The organism is Tahibacter soli (genome assembly GCF_025717065.2).
GTDB classification, from domain to species: domain Bacteria; phylum Pseudomonadota; class Gammaproteobacteria; order Xanthomonadales; family Rhodanobacteraceae; genus Tahibacter; species Tahibacter soli.
In genome coordinates this window covers 141,946-155,876 of sequence record NZ_JAOVZO020000017.1, presented here as the reverse complement: position 1 = coordinate 155,876, position 13,931 = coordinate 141,946, and the positions used below count along the sequence as shown (strand labels likewise).

Here is a 13,931-nt window from a genome sequence, read left to right as displayed (position 1 = left end):
ATTCGGCATAGCCCCGCGCACGGCGGCGGCGGGAGCATCACGGCGCTGTCATGGCGGCGCCGGCGAGGTCGGCGCGCTTCCCTTCGCACCGATCAGGATTCCGCATGAACGTTCGCATCGCAACGCTGTTCGCACTGGCCCTGTTTCCGTTCTGGTCGCTCGCGCAGCCGGGCGGCACGCCGCAGCACACCGTCACCGGCAATGTCGTGGGGCACGGGACGGTCGAGCCGCCGTCGCTCGTCGTCGACGAAGGCGCGACCGCCACGTTCGCGATCGCGGCGGACCCGGGCTATCGCCTCGGCGGCGTCGACATGGGCTCGTGCGGCGTCCACGACAACGGCGACGGCACGTGGACCACCGACATCATCCTCGGCGACTGCGGCATCACCGCGACGTTCGTGCTGTCGGCCGACGACGTCGTGATGCAGGGCGATTTCGACGCCGACATCGTGCGGGCGGACGACTACGACGTACCGATCCAGAACGCGATCCTCGGCACGAGCTTCAACTGGATCACCGGCGAGCACTGCGCCGGCACGTCGGGCGCGCCGTGCAGCAGCGATTTTCAGCTGCGGCCCGCGGCGAGCTTTCCGGTGCAGACGCGCGTGTACCTCGTGTTCCGGTTTCCGATGTCCACGCCGGCCGATGCGTACGGCATCGTGACCGATGTCGAAGGCGAAGACGGCGTCTCGGTGCCGCTGCAGTCGGGCGATACGGTCGGACCGGAAAAGGCCTACGGATATCCGACGTCCGCGGCCGGTTCGGCGGCGTGGCGCTCGGCGGCGGGGTTCGACGGATACGTAGGATTCCGGATCTTCAATCCGCAGAGCGGCAGGACGAACTACGGGTATGCGCGGCTGACCACGAGCGGGTCGAGCCAGCCGTCGGTGTCGGGGTTTCCGGCGTCGATCGTGAGTTATGCGTATGACCGGAGGGGGAATGCGGTGGAGATTCCGTAGGAATCCCGGCGTTGACGCGAATCTTGGAAAACGCGCGCGCAGTTCCCGGCGGTCATCCGAACAGCGGCACCGGTTCGTGCTTCATTCGGTCGATCCGGTCGAACAGTCCGATTTTTTCGTCGGCCTGCCGCTTCGCCGCGTCGGACATGTACGCGATCAGCGCTTCAAGTTCCTCGATCGAGCCGACGTTCCTGAAGACGCCGGCTTTCTCGACGAAAACGACGGATTTCTTTCGCCGCGAAAGCAGCTCGACGATGTTGTTGAGCGTGCCTGTGCTCTTCGTGTCCCAGATCATGAGGCCGATGTCGGCGACTTCCGCCATGCGCACATCTTTGGCCGTGAAATACGCGCGCGAACCCTTCGCGTGGCGAGTTTCGACCCGCTGCACGGGCCAGCTGCCGACGTTGTTTCTCGGCAGCTGGCCGCTGCAGTAGACCGTGGTCCGCGTCGTACCGTGATCGAACAGGTGACGCTGAACCGACGCGTCCGCGCCGTCGGCATCGCCGACGACGACTTCGAAGTCCCGGGCGACGATATTGTCGATACGCGCCTTGACCTTCGGGTCGAGACGTTTGATGTTCATCGAACCTGCGATGAAGACTTTCGTCGCCATGAGCTACTTCCACGTCAATGCGGCCGCGTAGATGCGCCCGATTTTCGTATACGCGCGCAATGCTCCGCACGCGGCCTCCATTGTAGCGCCGGTGTCGAACAGATCGTCCAGCAACAGGATACTGCGGGAAGCGCCGCCGGAAATGCGGTCGATCACGCCGAAGCTGTCGCCGATCGCGTCGATCTTTTCGGTCTTGGTCGGCAAATTCTTCATCGGCACGGCGGGCGGGCGGCGCGTCAACAACCCATGGAGCACCGGCCGGCCCAGGAGCCTGCCAAGCGCAGCGGCCACTTCGCCGACGGGCTGCCGCACACGTCGTTGCGAGGCCGGCATCGGTACGATCGCATCGACACGAGCGAACCTGGGGCAAATATTCGCGGCAACCGCCTGTGCCAGCGGCACGGCCTGTGTCAGTTCGCCACGATACTTCAATCGGTAGACGGCTTCTCCGATCTCGGTGCGCTCGGTGTCGAAAATCGGTCGGCCATCTTCGTCGCGCCCGATGCAGACGCTGCTGATCGTGTGTTTGTCGAGAGCCCAGCCGCAATCCCAGGGTCCGTGAAGCTCTCGCAGCGAAACCTTCAAGGCGCACCTCCTTGCGCGAGCGCGAGCGCACGGTCGTGCGAATCGACGCGCTCGCAGCATGCGTGTTGTCGCAACCTGATTCCCTTGAGGAGAACACGCTTGCGCGCGACGCCGCCGTACGCTTGTGCGACGACGCGCGGAAGCCTCGACGGGCGAGGCTTCCGCGTTGATGGCGCTACGTGCGGGTGATGACGAGGCGGCCGCGTGTGATGCGGATGAAGATGTCATCGCCGGGGGCGAAACCGGCGGCAGTGAGCCAGTCGCCGCGCAGGCGGATGTAGGGGACGGGGCGCGCGGCGGAGTAGAGGCCTTGGGAATAGTGGGCCGTACCGATGCGAATTTGCTTTGTGGAAGGTTTGCGTGAGATATGATTTCGCTTAGCCATGATCCACTCCAATCAGTGGTTTGTGGTTAGCGAACGGCGTGGGTCAGAACCGCGCCGTTCGCGCTTTCGCCCTTCCAGCGATTGGTCGCTGTGGGCGACCTTTCAGAGCACCGAGCGGAAGCCCGTCAAGGATTCGCGCAGCGAACTTGCGCAGTCCTTGACGGGCTGAGCACGGTGCCAGGCTGCGACGACCGCAGCGAGCTTTGTATTGCGCTCAACGCCGCGAGCTTGAGCTTCTCGCCGGACGAAACGACAACGAAGACCGAAGCGTCGCCCCCTCACCCAACCCTCTCCCCCAAGCGGAGCTTGGGGAGAGGGCTATGCGTGGCGCAACTTGGTGTTCATGTGTTTACTTTGCGCAAAAGCTGGATGACTCGCCGCATCAGCGGCTCGGCCTTCGGCCCATTCGCTGCGCGAATGTTCGCTTCGGCATCCATGCCTATGCAGTCCGGCCTTCGCCGGTATGACGGCTCTGTAGAAGCGCCACGCTGTTGCCGTTGCTTCTGGCGGCAGGAAGCCGCCCGCTCTACCCGGGGCCCCGTCGGTCGCGGCGAGATTGCGGAGGATCAGCCCGCGCAGCGGGTGCGCACAGGATGTGCGCAGTTCGTTGACGGGCCATGGATGGCCCATCAACGAACCCCGGAGCGATCTCGCGGAGTTTGCGGGCACGGATGCCCGCAAACCGCGGCCGTCGGGGTGTCCTTGGAGAGTGCAGAGAGGGATTGGACAAGCAATCTCTCTCTGCTCGCTCGCGGCAGCGAGCGAAACGCTTTGTTCAATGCCATGCCTGAACAAAAGCAACTATCGCGCGCCAGCGCTACCATCCCGCCATGCCAAAACCCACCTTCCACCTGCGCGTACTCATCGACGAAAAAGCCGCCCTCGGCCCCGGCAAAGCCGACCTCCTCGAGGGCATCCGCGACACCGGTTCGATTTCCGCGGCCGGCCGGCGCATGCGCATGAGCTATCGCCGCGCATGGCAGTTGATCGATGCGCTCAACACCGATTTCGGCGCACCCGTCGTCGATACCGCCACCGGCGGCAAGGGCGGCGGCGGCGCGCAGCTGACGCCGCTCGGCGAGGAAGTGCTCTCGCGCTACCGCCGCATCGAAGCCGCCTGCGCGCAGGCCATCGCCGCCGACGTCGCCGCCTTGCGCAAACGCCTCGTGCGCTGACCCGCGCTGGCGCGTGTCCCGGTCGCTCGCTATATTCGATTGAACATAGCGAACCGATGATTCTTCCGATGCCCTTCCGCTCACTCGCGCTCTGCTTTGCGCTGCTCCTCACCGGTGCCGCTCCGGCACAGGAACCCGCCGTGCACTTCGACGGCGAATTCGCCAAGCCCTCGTCGTTCGATCGCGCGGCGCTCGCGAAGCTGCCGCGCACGACGATCGAGGCGTCGGACCACGGCAAGCCCGGCAACTGGCAGGGCGTCGCGGTCGACGAACTGCTCAAGCAGGCCGGCGCGCCGCTCGGCGACGCGCTGCGCGGCGGCAAGCTCGCGAGCTACCTCGTCGTCGGCGCCGCCGACGGCTATCGCGTCGTGTTTTCGCTCGCCGAGTTCGACGCCGCGTTCGGCGCGACGCGCGCGATTCTCGCCGACACGCGCGACGGCAAGCCGCTCGACGCGCACGAGGGGCCGTTCCGCCTCGTCGTGCCCGACGAAAAACGCCCCGGCCGCTGGGTGCGCCAGGTCGAGCGCATCGAACTGCGCTCGGCGCCGGCACAGCATTCAAAATAGGAGAAAGCGACATGTTGCGATTCGTACGACGCCTGCGCGCGGTTGCCGCCGCAGCGATCTTCGCCGTTGCGGCACTGCCCGCGCACGCCGACGACACGATCGTCTTCGCCGCGGCGAGCCTGAAGCCCGCGCTCGACACGCTGCTCGAAACGCCGGAAGCCAAGGCGATCGGCACGATCAAGACGAGCTACGGCGCGAGTTCGCAGCTCGCCAAGCAGATCGAAGCCGGCGCGCCGGCCGCGCTGTTCGTCTCGGCCGACAAGGACTGGATGGACTACGTCGCGAAGAAAGACCTCGTCGAAGCCGGCACGCGCGTCGACCTCGTCGGCAACGCGCTCGTGCTGGTCGCGGCGAAGGACAGCACGATCGCCGCCGACTTGCGCGAAGGCGCGTCGCTCTTGCCCGCGCTCGGCGACGGGCGCCTCGCGATGGCCGAACCGAGCAGCGTGCCGGCCGGCAAATACGGCAAGGCGGCGCTGACGAAGCTCGGCATGTGGGCCGCCGTCGAATCGCGCGTCGTCGCGGCCGACAACGTGCGCGCGGCGCTCAATTTCGTCGTGCGCGGCGAGGCGCCGCTCGGCATCGTGTATCGCTCCGACGCGGTCTCGGAACCCGCCGTACGCGTCGTCGCGACGTTTCCGGCCGGCAGCCACGAGGCGATCGTGTACCCGCTCGCGCTGATCCGCGGCCATGCGTCGGACGAAGCGAAGAAGCTGCACGCGCTGCTGCGCACGCCGGCCGCACGCGCGGTGTTCGAGAAGTACGGGTTCGACGTGAAGTGACGATCAAGTGGCCTGCAACAGACAAATCGAAAGCAGCTCGCTCGTCCTGGCCGCGCAGGACTTGCTGCTCACTCGGCCGATAGCGGGTGCTGTCGGCCTCGCTCCGCAGCGGCGTCCTGCACGATGCGTCCTTCGCGATGCCGCTTCCGATTCATCTGTTACAGGCCACTAGAACGCCGGGCCGCCGGCGTTCGCGGTCAGTCGGCCGCGCGCGGCTTCGCCGGCGTGCGGTACCGCTCCCTGTCGGTGACGCCGCGTTCGGAATCGACGATCAGTTTCTCCAGGCGCTTGAGCCGCGTCTCGTCCTTCTTCGCGCTCATGACGTGCCAGCACATCCGCTTGCGGAACCACGCCGGCTGCTTTTCGAAGAACGTCCACGCCTGCGCGTTGCGCCGGAACAGCGCTTCGAATTCCGCGCTCAGCACGACCTCTTTCTGCTCGAACGCGTAGATGGCGGTTTTCTCGTCCTTGCGGTGCGCGTATGCGGCGAGCCCCGCCGGCAGCACGCGACCCTGGGCGATCAGCGCCTCGATCTTCGCGACGTTGACCGCGCTCCAGACGCTGCCCGGTTTGCGTCGCGTGAAGCGGATCGTGTAGCTGTCGTCGTCGATGCGACGGCGCACCGCGTCGATCCAGCCGACGCACAGCGCCTCGTCGACCGATTCGGGCCACGTCATGCTCGGCTTGCCCGATTCGCGCTTCCAGAAACCGACGAGCAATTCCGTTTCGGTAGCGTAGTGCCTGGCGAGCCAGCGGCCGAAATCGGCGGCAGTCTTGAAAAATGTCGGCTTCATGCAACGCTCCCCGATTCGAGCGGTGACGGTTCGGCCAGGAGCGGCGGCACCTGCGCGACGAGCGCGTCGATCGCCACGCGCGTCTTCGACGGCAGGTAGCGCGTCTGCGGCCACACCGCGTGGATGTCGCTCGCGACCGTGCGCCGGCTGTTCATCACGAGCGTCAGCGCGCCGGTTTTCAGATGCGGCGCCATCAGCCAGCACGGCAGCCAGGCGAGGCCGTGACCCGCGACGGCCGCGTCGGCGATCACCTGCACGTCGTCGAAGCGCAGGCGCACGCCGATCGCCGGCTCGCGCACCTGGCCGTCGACGTCGCGCAATCGCCATTGCGCCGACTGGCCGTTCGAACCGTAGACGATCGCGGTATGCGACGCGAAATCCTCGACGTTCTGCGGCGTGCCGTGCCGTTCAAGGTATGCCGGCGACGCGCAGATGCCCATCGCCTGCGTGCCGAGCCGGCGCGCCGCGAGCGTCGCGCTGTCGCGCAGCGTGCCGATGCGCACGGCGAGGTCGAAGCCCTCCTCGACCATGTCGACCACGCGGTCGCTGAACGACATTTCCACCTGTAGCTTCGGATACTCGCGCCCGAGCGCCATCATCACCGGCGCCACGCAATGCCGTCCGAACAGCAGCGGCACGCTCACGCGCAGGCGACCGCGCGGCTCGCGCCGGCCGCTCGCGAGCGTCGCTTCGGCCGCGTCGAGCTCGGCCAGCGCGCGTACGCAGCGCTCGTAGTAGGCCTGGCCGTCTTCGGTGAGGCTCTGCTGCCGCGTGGTGCGGTGGAACAGGCGCGTGCCGAGCCGGTGCTCGAGCCGCGCGATGGTCTTGCCGACGGCAGAGCGCGACAGCCCCATGCGCTCGGCGGCGAGCGCGAAGCTGCCGGCGTCGACGGCGCCGACGAACGTATCGATGCCGGTCAGGCGGTCGTTCATCGCGTCATTGGTTCCTGTATGGCTACACAGATAGTAGAAACGCTCGCCACTACGGACGTCAAGGAACCTATATCTTGCTCGCCATCCCGCCGCGGCAACCGGCCGCGACGATCTACGACTCCAGGAGCAGGCGATGAAGGCTTATCACGTACACCCCGGCAAGAACTTCGACGGCATCGTGGCGATCGACCGCGCGAGCGTCGCGCCGGGTCCCGGCGAGGTGCGCGTGCGCATCCGCGCCGTGGCGCTGAACTACCGCGATCTCATGGTGATTCGCGGCAGCTACCTCGGCGGCGACGTCAAACCCGTGGTTCCCGCGTCCGACGGCGCCGGCGACGTGATCGACGTCGGCCCGGGCGTCACGCGATTCAAGCCCGGCGACCGCGTTGCGACGACGTTTTTCGCGAACTGGATCGACGGCCGCCAGACGCCGGCGAAGTCGGCGCTGTCGTTCGGCGGCCTGATCGACGGTGCGCTCGCCGAAGAAATCGTCGTTTCCGAAGACGCCCTGTTCGCGGTGCCCGAACATCTCGACTACGCCGAGGCGGCGACGCTCACCTGCGCCGGCGCGACCGCGTGGAATTCGCTGTTCGTCGAAGGCCGCGTGCCGACCGGCGGCAGCGTGCTGCTGCTCGGCACCGGCGGCGTGTCGATCTGGGCGCTGCAGCTGGCGAAGGCCGCCGGCCTGCGCACGCTGATCACCTCGGGCAGCGACGCGAAGCTCGAACGCGCGCGCAGCCTCGGCGCCGACGTGACGATCAACTACCGCACATCGCCGGAATGGCACGAAGACGTGCTGCGCGCGACGAACGGCGAAGGCGTCGATCTCGTCGTCGAAGTCGGCGGCACCGGCACGCTGCGCCGCTCGGTCGCGGCGACGCGCATGGGCGGCACGATCGCGATCGTCGGCGGCGTCAGCGGCTTCGGCGGCGACATCGACCCGATGACGCTGATCCGCGGCGCCAAGCACGTGACCGGCATCTACGTCGGCAGCCTCGCGATGCTCGAAGACCTCGCGCGCTTCGTGTCGCTGCATCGCATCCGTCCGGTCGTCGACCGCGTGTTCGCGTTCGGCGAAGCGCGCGATGCGTATGCGTATCTCGACGCGGGCAGCCACTTCGGCAAGGTCGCGATCGCGGTGAACTGATCCGCCGCGCTTGTCGCGTCGATGTCCGCCGGCCTACACTCGACCGGCTACAGGTGCCCTGCCGCCGCCATTCCGGTGCGCAGGGTGAAACGGGAAGCCGGTGCGGATCGAGTCGATCCCATGCCGGCGCTGCCCCCGCAACGGTAGGCGAGAACACCCGGCTCGAAAACCACTGCGACGTATCGCGGGAAGGTGCCGGGGTGATGCGCGACGCATCGCTCGCAAGCCCGGAGACCGGCCTGTGGTGGACGCCGCGTGCGGCGTTCTCCTCGGGTGTTGCGGCGGGCAACCGGACGAGCTGATTCGACGCGCGTCCGCCGCTTCGATTCGACTTGTCTTGCTCCCGCACATCCGCTTCGCGGGTGAGCGATACGGAGACGAGACATCATGTACAAGCCCCATCACGCCGCGACCGACGTCGCGACCGTCAAGCTGTTGATCGACGGCGAGTTCGTGGAATCGAAAACGTCGCACTGGCGCGACGTCGTCAATCCCGCGACGCAGGAAGTGCTCGCACGCGTGCCGTTCGCGACGCCGGACGAGATCGATGCGGCGGTGGCCGCCGCCAGGCGCGCCTTCGCGACCTGGCGCAAGACGCCGATCGGCGCGCGAGCCCGCGTGTTCCTGAAATACCAGCAGCTGATCCGCGCGCATATGGGCGAGCTGGCCGCGATCCTGACCGCCGAGCAGGGCAAGACGCTGCCCGATGCCGAAGGCGACGTGTTTCGCGGCCTCGAAGTCGTCGAGCATGCCGCGGCGATCGGCAACCTGCAGCTCGGCGAGATCGCCAACAACGTCGCCGGCGGCGTGGATACGTATACCTTGCAGCAGCCGCTCGGCGTGTGCGCCGGCATCACGCCGTTCAATTTCCCCGCGATGATTCCGCTGTGGATGTTTCCGATGGCCGTCGCCACCGGCAACACGTTCGTGCTCAAACCGTCGGAACAGGATCCGATGGTGACGATGCGCCTCGTCGAGCTCGCGCTCGACGCCGGCATCCCGAAGGGCGTGCTCAACGTCGTCCACGGCGGCGAGGACGTCGTCAACGCGATCTGCGACCACGCGGACATCAAGGCGATCTCGTTCGTCGGTTCCACGCGCGTCGGCACGCACGTCTATCGTCGCGCCTCGCAGGCCGGCAAGCGCGTGCAGTGCATGATGGGCGCGAAGAACCACGCCGTCGTGCTGCCGGACGCGAACCGCGAGCAGACCTTGAACGCGATGGTCGGCGCGGCGTTCGGCGCGGCCGGCCAGCGCTGCATGGCGGCGTCGACCGCGGTGCTCGTCGGCGATGCGCAATCGTGGATTCCGCAACTCGTCGAAAAAGCGAAAACGCTCAAGGTCAACGCAGGCACCGAGCCCGGCACCGACGTCGGTCCGGTGATCTCGTGCGCGGCGCGCGAACGCGTCGAATCACTCATCGCCAGCGGCATCGAGCAAGGCGCGACGCTCGAACTCGACGGCCGCGCGCCGGCGGTGCCCGGGTACGAGCGCGGCAACTTCGTCGGTCCCACGATCTTCTCCGGCGTGAAGCCGGGCATGCGCATCTACGACGAGGAGATCTTCGGTCCGGTGCTCGTGATTCTCGCCGCAGACTCGCTCGACGCCGCGATCGAACTCGTCAACGCGAATCCGAACGGCAACGGCACCGCGATCTTCACGCAGAGCGGCGCGGCGGCGCGCCGGTTCCAGGAGGACATCGACGTCGGGCAGGTCGGCATCAACGTGCCGATTCCGGTGCCGGTGCCGATGTTCTCGTTCACCGGATCGCGCGCGTCCAAGCTCGGCGACCTCGGTCCGTACGGCAAGCAGGCGGTCGCGTTCTACACGCAGACCAAGACCGTCACGGCGCGCTGGTTCGACGACGAGACGCGGCATCTCGGGGTCAACACCACGATCAGCCTCACGTGATGGCCGCCGTCATGGACATCCGCGCGACGGCACCGGCGACGCCGGCGCTCGACGAGGAGCAGCTCGCGTATCGCGAGGCCGCGCGCGACTTCGCGCAGGCCGAACTCGCGCCGCACGCGGCGCGCTGGGACGCCGAAGGCACGTTTCCGCGCGCGACGATCGCCAAGGCCGGCGAACTCGGTTTCTGCGGGCTGTACGTCGACGCGATCGCGGGCGGCACCGGGTTGACGCGGCTCGACGCCGCCATCGTGTTCGAGGAACTCGCCGCGGTCGATCCGTCGACCGCCGCGTTCGTCAGCATCCACAACATGGCGACGTGGATGCTGACCGCGCATGCGCGGCCCGCGCTGCGCGACGCGTGGGGGCCGCCGCTCGCATCCGGCGCGAAGCTCGCGTCGTACTGCCTGACCGAACCGGGCTCGGGATCGGACGCGGCCTCGCTCAGAACCCGCGCGGTGCGCGACGGCGACACGTACGTGCTGAACGGCAGCAAGGCGTTCATTTCCGGCGCCGGCGCCACCGACATGCTCGTGGTGATGGCGCGCACCGGCGGCGACGGCGCGGCCGGCATCAGCGCGTTCGCCGTGCCGGCCGACACGCCGGGCATCGTCTACGGCCGCAAGGAAGAAAAACTCGGCTGGAACAGCCAGCCCACGCGCGGCGTCACGTTCGAGGACGTGCGCGTGCCGGTGTCGCACCTCGTCGGCAACGAGGGCGAAGGCTTTCGCATCGCGATGAAGGGGCTCGACGGCGGGCGCATCAACATCGCCGCGTGTTCGCTCGGTGCGGCGCAGGGCGCGCTCGACGCCGCGCGGCGCTACCTCGGCGAGCGCCGCCAGTTCGGGCGCAGACTCGCCGAATTCCAGGCGCTGCAGTTCAAGCTCGCCGACATGGCGACGCAGCTCGTCGCCGCGCGGCAGATGGTGCACACCGCCGCGCGCAAGCTCGACGCGCGCACGTCCGACGCGACGGTCTGGTGCGCGATGGCCAAGCGCTTCGCGACCGACGCCGGTTTTTCGATCTGCAACGACGCGCTGCAGCTGCACGGCGGCTATGGCTACATCCGCGAATACCCGATCGAACGCCTGCTGCGCGACTGCCGCGTGCACCAGATCCTGGAAGGCACGAACGAAATCATGCGCGTGATCGTCGCGCGCCACCTGTTGAATACGGACGAGGAATTGCGATGAGCGGCTACACCGACAAGACGTGGACGGGGCTCCGGCTCGACATCGACGGCCATACCGCGATCGTCACGCTGAGCAACCCTCCGGCGAACACCTTCACGCGCGACAGCCTGTCGGCGCTGCGCGATCTCGTGCGCGCGCTGAATGCCGACCGCGAGATCTACGCGCTCGTCGTCACCGGCGAGGGCGAGAAGTTCTTTTCCGCGGGCGCCGATCTCAAGCAGTTCGCCGACGGCGACAAGGCCCTGGCGCGCGAGGCCGCGCGCCGTTTCGGCGAAGCGTTCGAGACGCTGAGCGCGTTTCGCGGCGTCAGCATCGCCGCGATCAACGGCTACGCGATGGGCGGCGGACTCGAATGCGCCCTCGCCTGCGATCTGCGCATCATCGAAGAACAGGCGCAGGTGGCGCTGCCGGAGGCGACGGTCGGCCTGCTGCCGTGCGCGGGCGGCACGCAGAATCTGCCGCGACTGGTCGGCGAAGGCTGGGCCAAGCGCATGATCCTCTTGGGCGAGCGCGTCGACGCGCCGACCGCGCTGCGCATCGGCCTCGTCGAGGAAGTCGTCGGCAAGGGCGAAGCGAAGACGCGCGCGCTCGAATGGGCGCACAAGGCGACCAAACAGAGCCCGACCAGCGTCGCCGCGTGCAAGGCGCTCGTGCAGGCGACGCGCACGCAGTCGCACGCGACGGCGCTGGTCGGCGAGCGCGAGGCGTTCGTCGACTTGTTCGACACGGCCGATCAGATCGAAGGCGTGGCGGCATTTCTGGAAAAGCGCGCACCGCAATGGAAGAACGCATGAACGACGTCACGACCGAACCGGCGCCGGTGCTGTTCGAGGAGCGCGCGGCCGGCGGGGTCTCGCGCATCGGCATCGCCACGTTGAATGCGCCGAAGACGCTCAACGGACTCTCGCTGGCCATGGCGCGGCTGCTCGACGCGCAGCTCGCCACCTGGGCGAACGACGACGGCATCGCCGTCGTCGTGCTGCAAGGCGCGGGCGAAAAAGCGTTCTGCGCCGGCGGCGATCTGCACGGGCTGTATCGCGGCATGCGCGAGTACCGGGACAGCGGCAGCCGCGATCCGCGCGACAACGTCTACGCGCGCGATTTCTTCGCGACGGAATACCGGCTCGACCATCGCATCCACACGTATAAAAAGCCGATCCTGTGCTTCGGCCACGGCATCGTCATGGGCGGCGGCATCGGCCTGATGTCGGGCGCGAGCCATCGCGTGGTCGGCGAGCGTTCGAAGCTCGCGTTTCCCGAGATCGCGATCGGCCTGTATCCGGACGTCGGCGGCAGCTGGCTGCTCAACCGCGTGCCGGATCGCGCGGGGTTGTTTCTCGCGCTGACCGGAGCGCCGCTCGATGCCGGCGACGCGATCCGTGCCGGACTCGCCGACTATTGCATCGCCGATGCGCGACGCGACGAAACGACGGCCGCGCTGCTCGCCGTCGACTGGAGTAAGAACGCCGACGACGACCACGAGCGCCTGAGCGCGCTGCTGCAGTCGTTCGCGCAACCGGCCGCGGCCGGTCCGCTGCAGCGGCATGCCGAACTCGTCGCCGCGCTGTGCGGACACGACGATCTGGAGACCGTCGTCGCGGCGATCGCGAGCGCCGCACCCGACGATGCGTGGCTGCGCAACGCGCAAGCCGCGCTCGCCGCCGGCGCGCCGGGCTCGGCGCGGCTCGGCTACGAGCTGCAGCGCCGCGCGGCGACGCTTTCGCTGGCCGACACGTTCCGGCTCGAATACGTCGTCTCGCTGCAATGCGCCGCGCACGGCGATTTCGCCGAAGGCATCCGCGCGCTGCTGATCGACAAGGACCGCAACCCGCGCTGGAACCCGTCCACGCTGGTCGAAGCCACGCCGGCCTGGGCCGAGACCTTCCTCAATCCGCCGTGGGCCGGCGACGCGCATCCGCTCGCCGACCTGCGCGCCGACACGGAGACTTCCGCATGAGCCGCATCGCTTTCATTGGCCTCGGCAACATGGGCGGCCCGATGGCCGCGAACCTCGTCAAGGCCGGCCATGCCGTGCGCGTCTTCGACCTCGTGCCCGCCGCAGTAGACGCCGCCGTTGCCGCCGGCGCACACGCCGCCGCGAACGCGGCCGACGCGGCGACCGGCGCCGAGGTCGTGATTTCGATGCTGCCGGCCAGCCGCCACGTCGAGCGGCTCTACCTCGGCGACGACGGCCTGCTGGCGACGCTGTCGCCGGACGCGCTCGTCATCGACAGCAGCACCATCGCACCGGCGTCGGCGAAAAAAGTGGCCGAGTCGGCCGCCGCGCGCGGCGTCGCGATGATCGACGCGCCGGTGTCCGGCGGCACCGCCGGTGCCGCGGCCGGCACGCTGACCTTCATCGTCGGCGGCGAAGCGCAGGCGCTCGAGCGTGCGCTCCCGGTGCTGCAGGCGATGGGAAAGAACATTTTCCACGTGGGCGCGAGCGGCGCGGGCCAAGTCGCCAAGCTGTGCAACAACATGGCGCTCGGCGCGATCATGGCGGTGACCGGCGAAGCCATCGCGCTGGGCGTGGCGCACGGGCTCGATCCGAACGTGCTGTCGCAGATGATGGCCGTCAGCACGAGCCGCAGCTGGGCGACCGAGGTGTGCAATCCGTGGCCGGGCGTCCACGCGAACGCGCCGGCGTCGCGCGGCTACACCGGCGGTTTCGGCAACGATCTGATGCTCAAGGATCTGGGCCTCGCCGCCGAAGCGGCGATGGGCGTCGGCGCGTCGATCCCGCTCGGCGAACTGGCGCGCAACCTGTACGCGATGAACAGCCGCGCGGGCAACGGCGGCCTCGATTTCTCGAGCGTCGTGAAGCTCGTGGCGAAGGACGTCTGAGCGAAAGAACGCGCCGCATCCCGGCCCGACCGGGATGCGGCGCGCACG

General features: G+C 68.2%; 15 protein-coding genes and 1 riboswitch. Of the genes, 10 read left to right on the top strand and 5 right to left on the bottom strand.

What is annotated here, in order from left to right:
- Window positions 1-104: 104 nt before the first annotated feature.
- Window positions 105-959 carry a hypothetical protein gene (locus OD750_RS11895; protein WP_263545452.1) on the top strand — a complete coding sequence of 285 codons (855 nt, stop codon included), beginning with the start codon at window positions 105-107 and terminating at the stop codon, window positions 957-959.
- Between the two features lie 52 nt (window positions 960-1,011).
- Here the strand turns inward: OD750_RS11895 and OD750_RS11890 are convergent, their stop codons facing one another.
- From OD750_RS11890 to OD750_RS11880, 3 genes are all read right to left on the bottom strand, one after another.
- Entirely contained in the window at window positions 1,012-1,572 is a 561-nt protein-coding gene (locus OD750_RS11890) for a hypothetical protein (RefSeq protein ID WP_263545451.1), read from the bottom strand.
- Window positions 1,573-1,575: 3 nt separating this feature from the next.
- The gene (locus OD750_RS11885) at window positions 1,576-2,157 is read right to left on the bottom strand and encodes a ComF family protein (RefSeq protein ID WP_263545450.1); all 582 of its coding nucleotides are present in this window, start codon (window positions 2,155-2,157) and stop codon (window positions 1,576-1,578) included.
- Between the two features lie 175 nt (window positions 2,158-2,332).
- A complete protein-coding gene (locus OD750_RS11880) occupies window positions 2,333-2,542 on the bottom strand; it encodes a type I toxin-antitoxin system SymE family toxin (protein WP_263545449.1) in 210 nt (69 codons plus the stop codon).
- Window positions 2,543-3,372: 830 nt separating this feature from the next.
- Between OD750_RS11880 and OD750_RS11875 the strand changes: the two genes are divergently transcribed.
- From OD750_RS11875 to modA, 3 genes are all read left to right on the top strand, one after another.
- Window positions 3,373-3,717 (top strand): winged helix-turn-helix domain-containing protein, encoded by a 345-nt coding sequence (locus tag OD750_RS11875; RefSeq protein WP_263545448.1) that lies wholly within the window; start codon window positions 3,373-3,375, stop codon window positions 3,715-3,717.
- A 68-nt stretch (window positions 3,718-3,785) separates the two neighbouring features.
- Window positions 3,786-4,283, top strand: coding sequence for a molybdopterin-dependent oxidoreductase (locus OD750_RS11870; RefSeq protein WP_263545447.1), 498 nt, complete (start codon window positions 3,786-3,788; stop codon window positions 4,281-4,283).
- An 11-nt stretch (window positions 4,284-4,294) separates the two neighbouring features.
- Window positions 4,295-5,065 carry a molybdate ABC transporter substrate-binding protein gene (gene modA / locus OD750_RS11865; protein ID WP_263545446.1) on the top strand — a complete coding sequence of 257 codons (771 nt, stop codon included), beginning with the start codon at window positions 4,295-4,297 and terminating at the stop codon, window positions 5,063-5,065.
- Window positions 5,066-5,262: 197 nt separating this feature from the next.
- Here modA and OD750_RS11860 read toward each other — a convergent pair whose 3' ends face one another.
- Entirely contained in the window at window positions 5,263-5,859 is a 597-nt protein-coding gene (locus tag OD750_RS11860) for a YdeI/OmpD-associated family protein (RefSeq protein WP_263545445.1), read from the bottom strand.
- Window positions 5,856-6,791: a LysR family transcriptional regulator gene (locus OD750_RS11855; protein ID WP_263545444.1), complete on the bottom strand. Its 936-nt coding sequence runs from the start codon at window positions 6,789-6,791 to the stop codon at window positions 5,856-5,858. The genes OD750_RS11860 and OD750_RS11855 overlap by 4 nt, the downstream gene beginning before the upstream one ends.
- 133 nt (window positions 6,792-6,924) lie before the next feature.
- Here OD750_RS11855 and OD750_RS11850 point away from each other — a divergent pair, with 133 nt between their 5' ends.
- The 6 genes from OD750_RS11850 (at window position 6,925) to mmsB (ending at window position 13,883) form a co-directional block, all read left to right on the top strand.
- Window positions 6,925-7,938 carry a zinc-dependent alcohol dehydrogenase family protein gene (locus tag OD750_RS11850; RefSeq protein WP_263545443.1) on the top strand — a complete coding sequence of 338 codons (1,014 nt, stop codon included), beginning with the start codon at window positions 6,925-6,927 and terminating at the stop codon, window positions 7,936-7,938.
- 34 nt (window positions 7,939-7,972) lie between these two features.
- A riboswitch (cobalamin riboswitch) is annotated at window positions 7,973-8,195 on the top strand.
- Between the two features lie 130 nt (window positions 8,196-8,325).
- Complete coding sequence (locus tag OD750_RS11845; RefSeq protein ID WP_263545442.1) at window positions 8,326-9,849, top strand: CoA-acylating methylmalonate-semialdehyde dehydrogenase; 1,524 nt, start codon at window positions 8,326-8,328, stop codon at window positions 9,847-9,849.
- An 11-nt stretch (window positions 9,850-9,860) separates the two neighbouring features.
- On the top strand, window positions 9,861-11,039 hold the full coding sequence (locus tag OD750_RS11840; protein WP_263545812.1) for an acyl-CoA dehydrogenase family protein: 1,179 nt from the start codon (window positions 9,861-9,863) through the stop codon (window positions 11,037-11,039).
- Window positions 11,036-11,833, top strand: a complete 798-nt coding sequence (locus OD750_RS11835; RefSeq protein ID WP_263545441.1) for an enoyl-CoA hydratase — start codon at window positions 11,036-11,038, stop codon at window positions 11,831-11,833. The genes OD750_RS11840 and OD750_RS11835 overlap by 4 nt, the downstream gene beginning before the upstream one ends.
- Window positions 11,830-12,996, top strand: a complete 1,167-nt coding sequence (locus OD750_RS11830) for an enoyl-CoA hydratase/isomerase family protein (protein WP_263545440.1) — start codon at window positions 11,830-11,832, stop codon at window positions 12,994-12,996. The genes OD750_RS11835 and OD750_RS11830 overlap by 4 nt, the downstream gene beginning before the upstream one ends.
- Window positions 12,993-13,883: a 3-hydroxyisobutyrate dehydrogenase gene (mmsB, locus tag OD750_RS11825; protein ID WP_263545439.1), complete on the top strand. Its 891-nt coding sequence runs from the start codon at window positions 12,993-12,995 to the stop codon at window positions 13,881-13,883. Before OD750_RS11830 ends, mmsB begins: the two co-directional genes overlap by 4 nt.
- The last annotated feature ends 48 nt before the right edge of the window (window positions 13,884-13,931 follow it).

What these genes read in the sequence shown, in the direction of transcription:
- OD750_RS11830 (WP_263545440.1), top strand. Translation starts at nt 11,830, where the DNA reads ATGAACGACGTCACGACCGAACCGGCGCCGGTGCTGTTCGAGGAGCGC.
- OD750_RS11855 (WP_263545444.1), bottom strand. Translation starts at nt 6,791, where the DNA reads ATGAACGACCGCCTGACCGGCATCGATACGTTCGTCGGCGCCGTCGAC.
- OD750_RS11870 (WP_263545447.1), top strand. Translation starts at nt 3,786, where the DNA reads ATGCCCTTCCGCTCACTCGCGCTCTGCTTTGCGCTGCTCCTCACCGGT.
- OD750_RS11850 (WP_263545443.1), top strand. Translation starts at nt 6,925, where the DNA reads ATGAAGGCTTATCACGTACACCCCGGCAAGAACTTCGACGGCATCGTG.
- OD750_RS11875 (WP_263545448.1), top strand. Translation starts at nt 3,373, where the DNA reads ATGCCAAAACCCACCTTCCACCTGCGCGTACTCATCGACGAAAAAGCC.
- OD750_RS11840 (WP_263545812.1), top strand. Translation starts at nt 9,861, where the DNA reads ATGGACATCCGCGCGACGGCACCGGCGACGCCGGCGCTCGACGAGGAG.
- OD750_RS11845 (WP_263545442.1), top strand. Translation starts at nt 8,326, where the DNA reads ATGTACAAGCCCCATCACGCCGCGACCGACGTCGCGACCGTCAAGCTG.
- OD750_RS11890 (WP_263545451.1), bottom strand. Translation starts at nt 1,572, where the DNA reads ATGGCGACGAAAGTCTTCATCGCAGGTTCGATGAACATCAAACGTCTC.
- mmsB (WP_263545439.1), top strand. Translation starts at nt 12,993, where the DNA reads ATGAGCCGCATCGCTTTCATTGGCCTCGGCAACATGGGCGGCCCGATG.
- OD750_RS11880 (WP_263545449.1), bottom strand. Translation starts at nt 2,542, where the DNA reads ATGGCTAAGCGAAATCATATCTCACGCAAACCTTCCACAAAGCAAATT.
- OD750_RS11895 (WP_263545452.1), top strand. Translation starts at nt 105, where the DNA reads ATGAACGTTCGCATCGCAACGCTGTTCGCACTGGCCCTGTTTCCGTTC.
- OD750_RS11860 (WP_263545445.1), bottom strand. Translation starts at nt 5,859, where the DNA reads ATGAAGCCGACATTTTTCAAGACTGCCGCCGATTTCGGCCGCTGGCTC.
- OD750_RS11835 (WP_263545441.1), top strand. Translation starts at nt 11,036, where the DNA reads ATGAGCGGCTACACCGACAAGACGTGGACGGGGCTCCGGCTCGACATC.
- modA (WP_263545446.1), top strand. Translation starts at nt 4,295, where the DNA reads ATGTTGCGATTCGTACGACGCCTGCGCGCGGTTGCCGCCGCAGCGATC.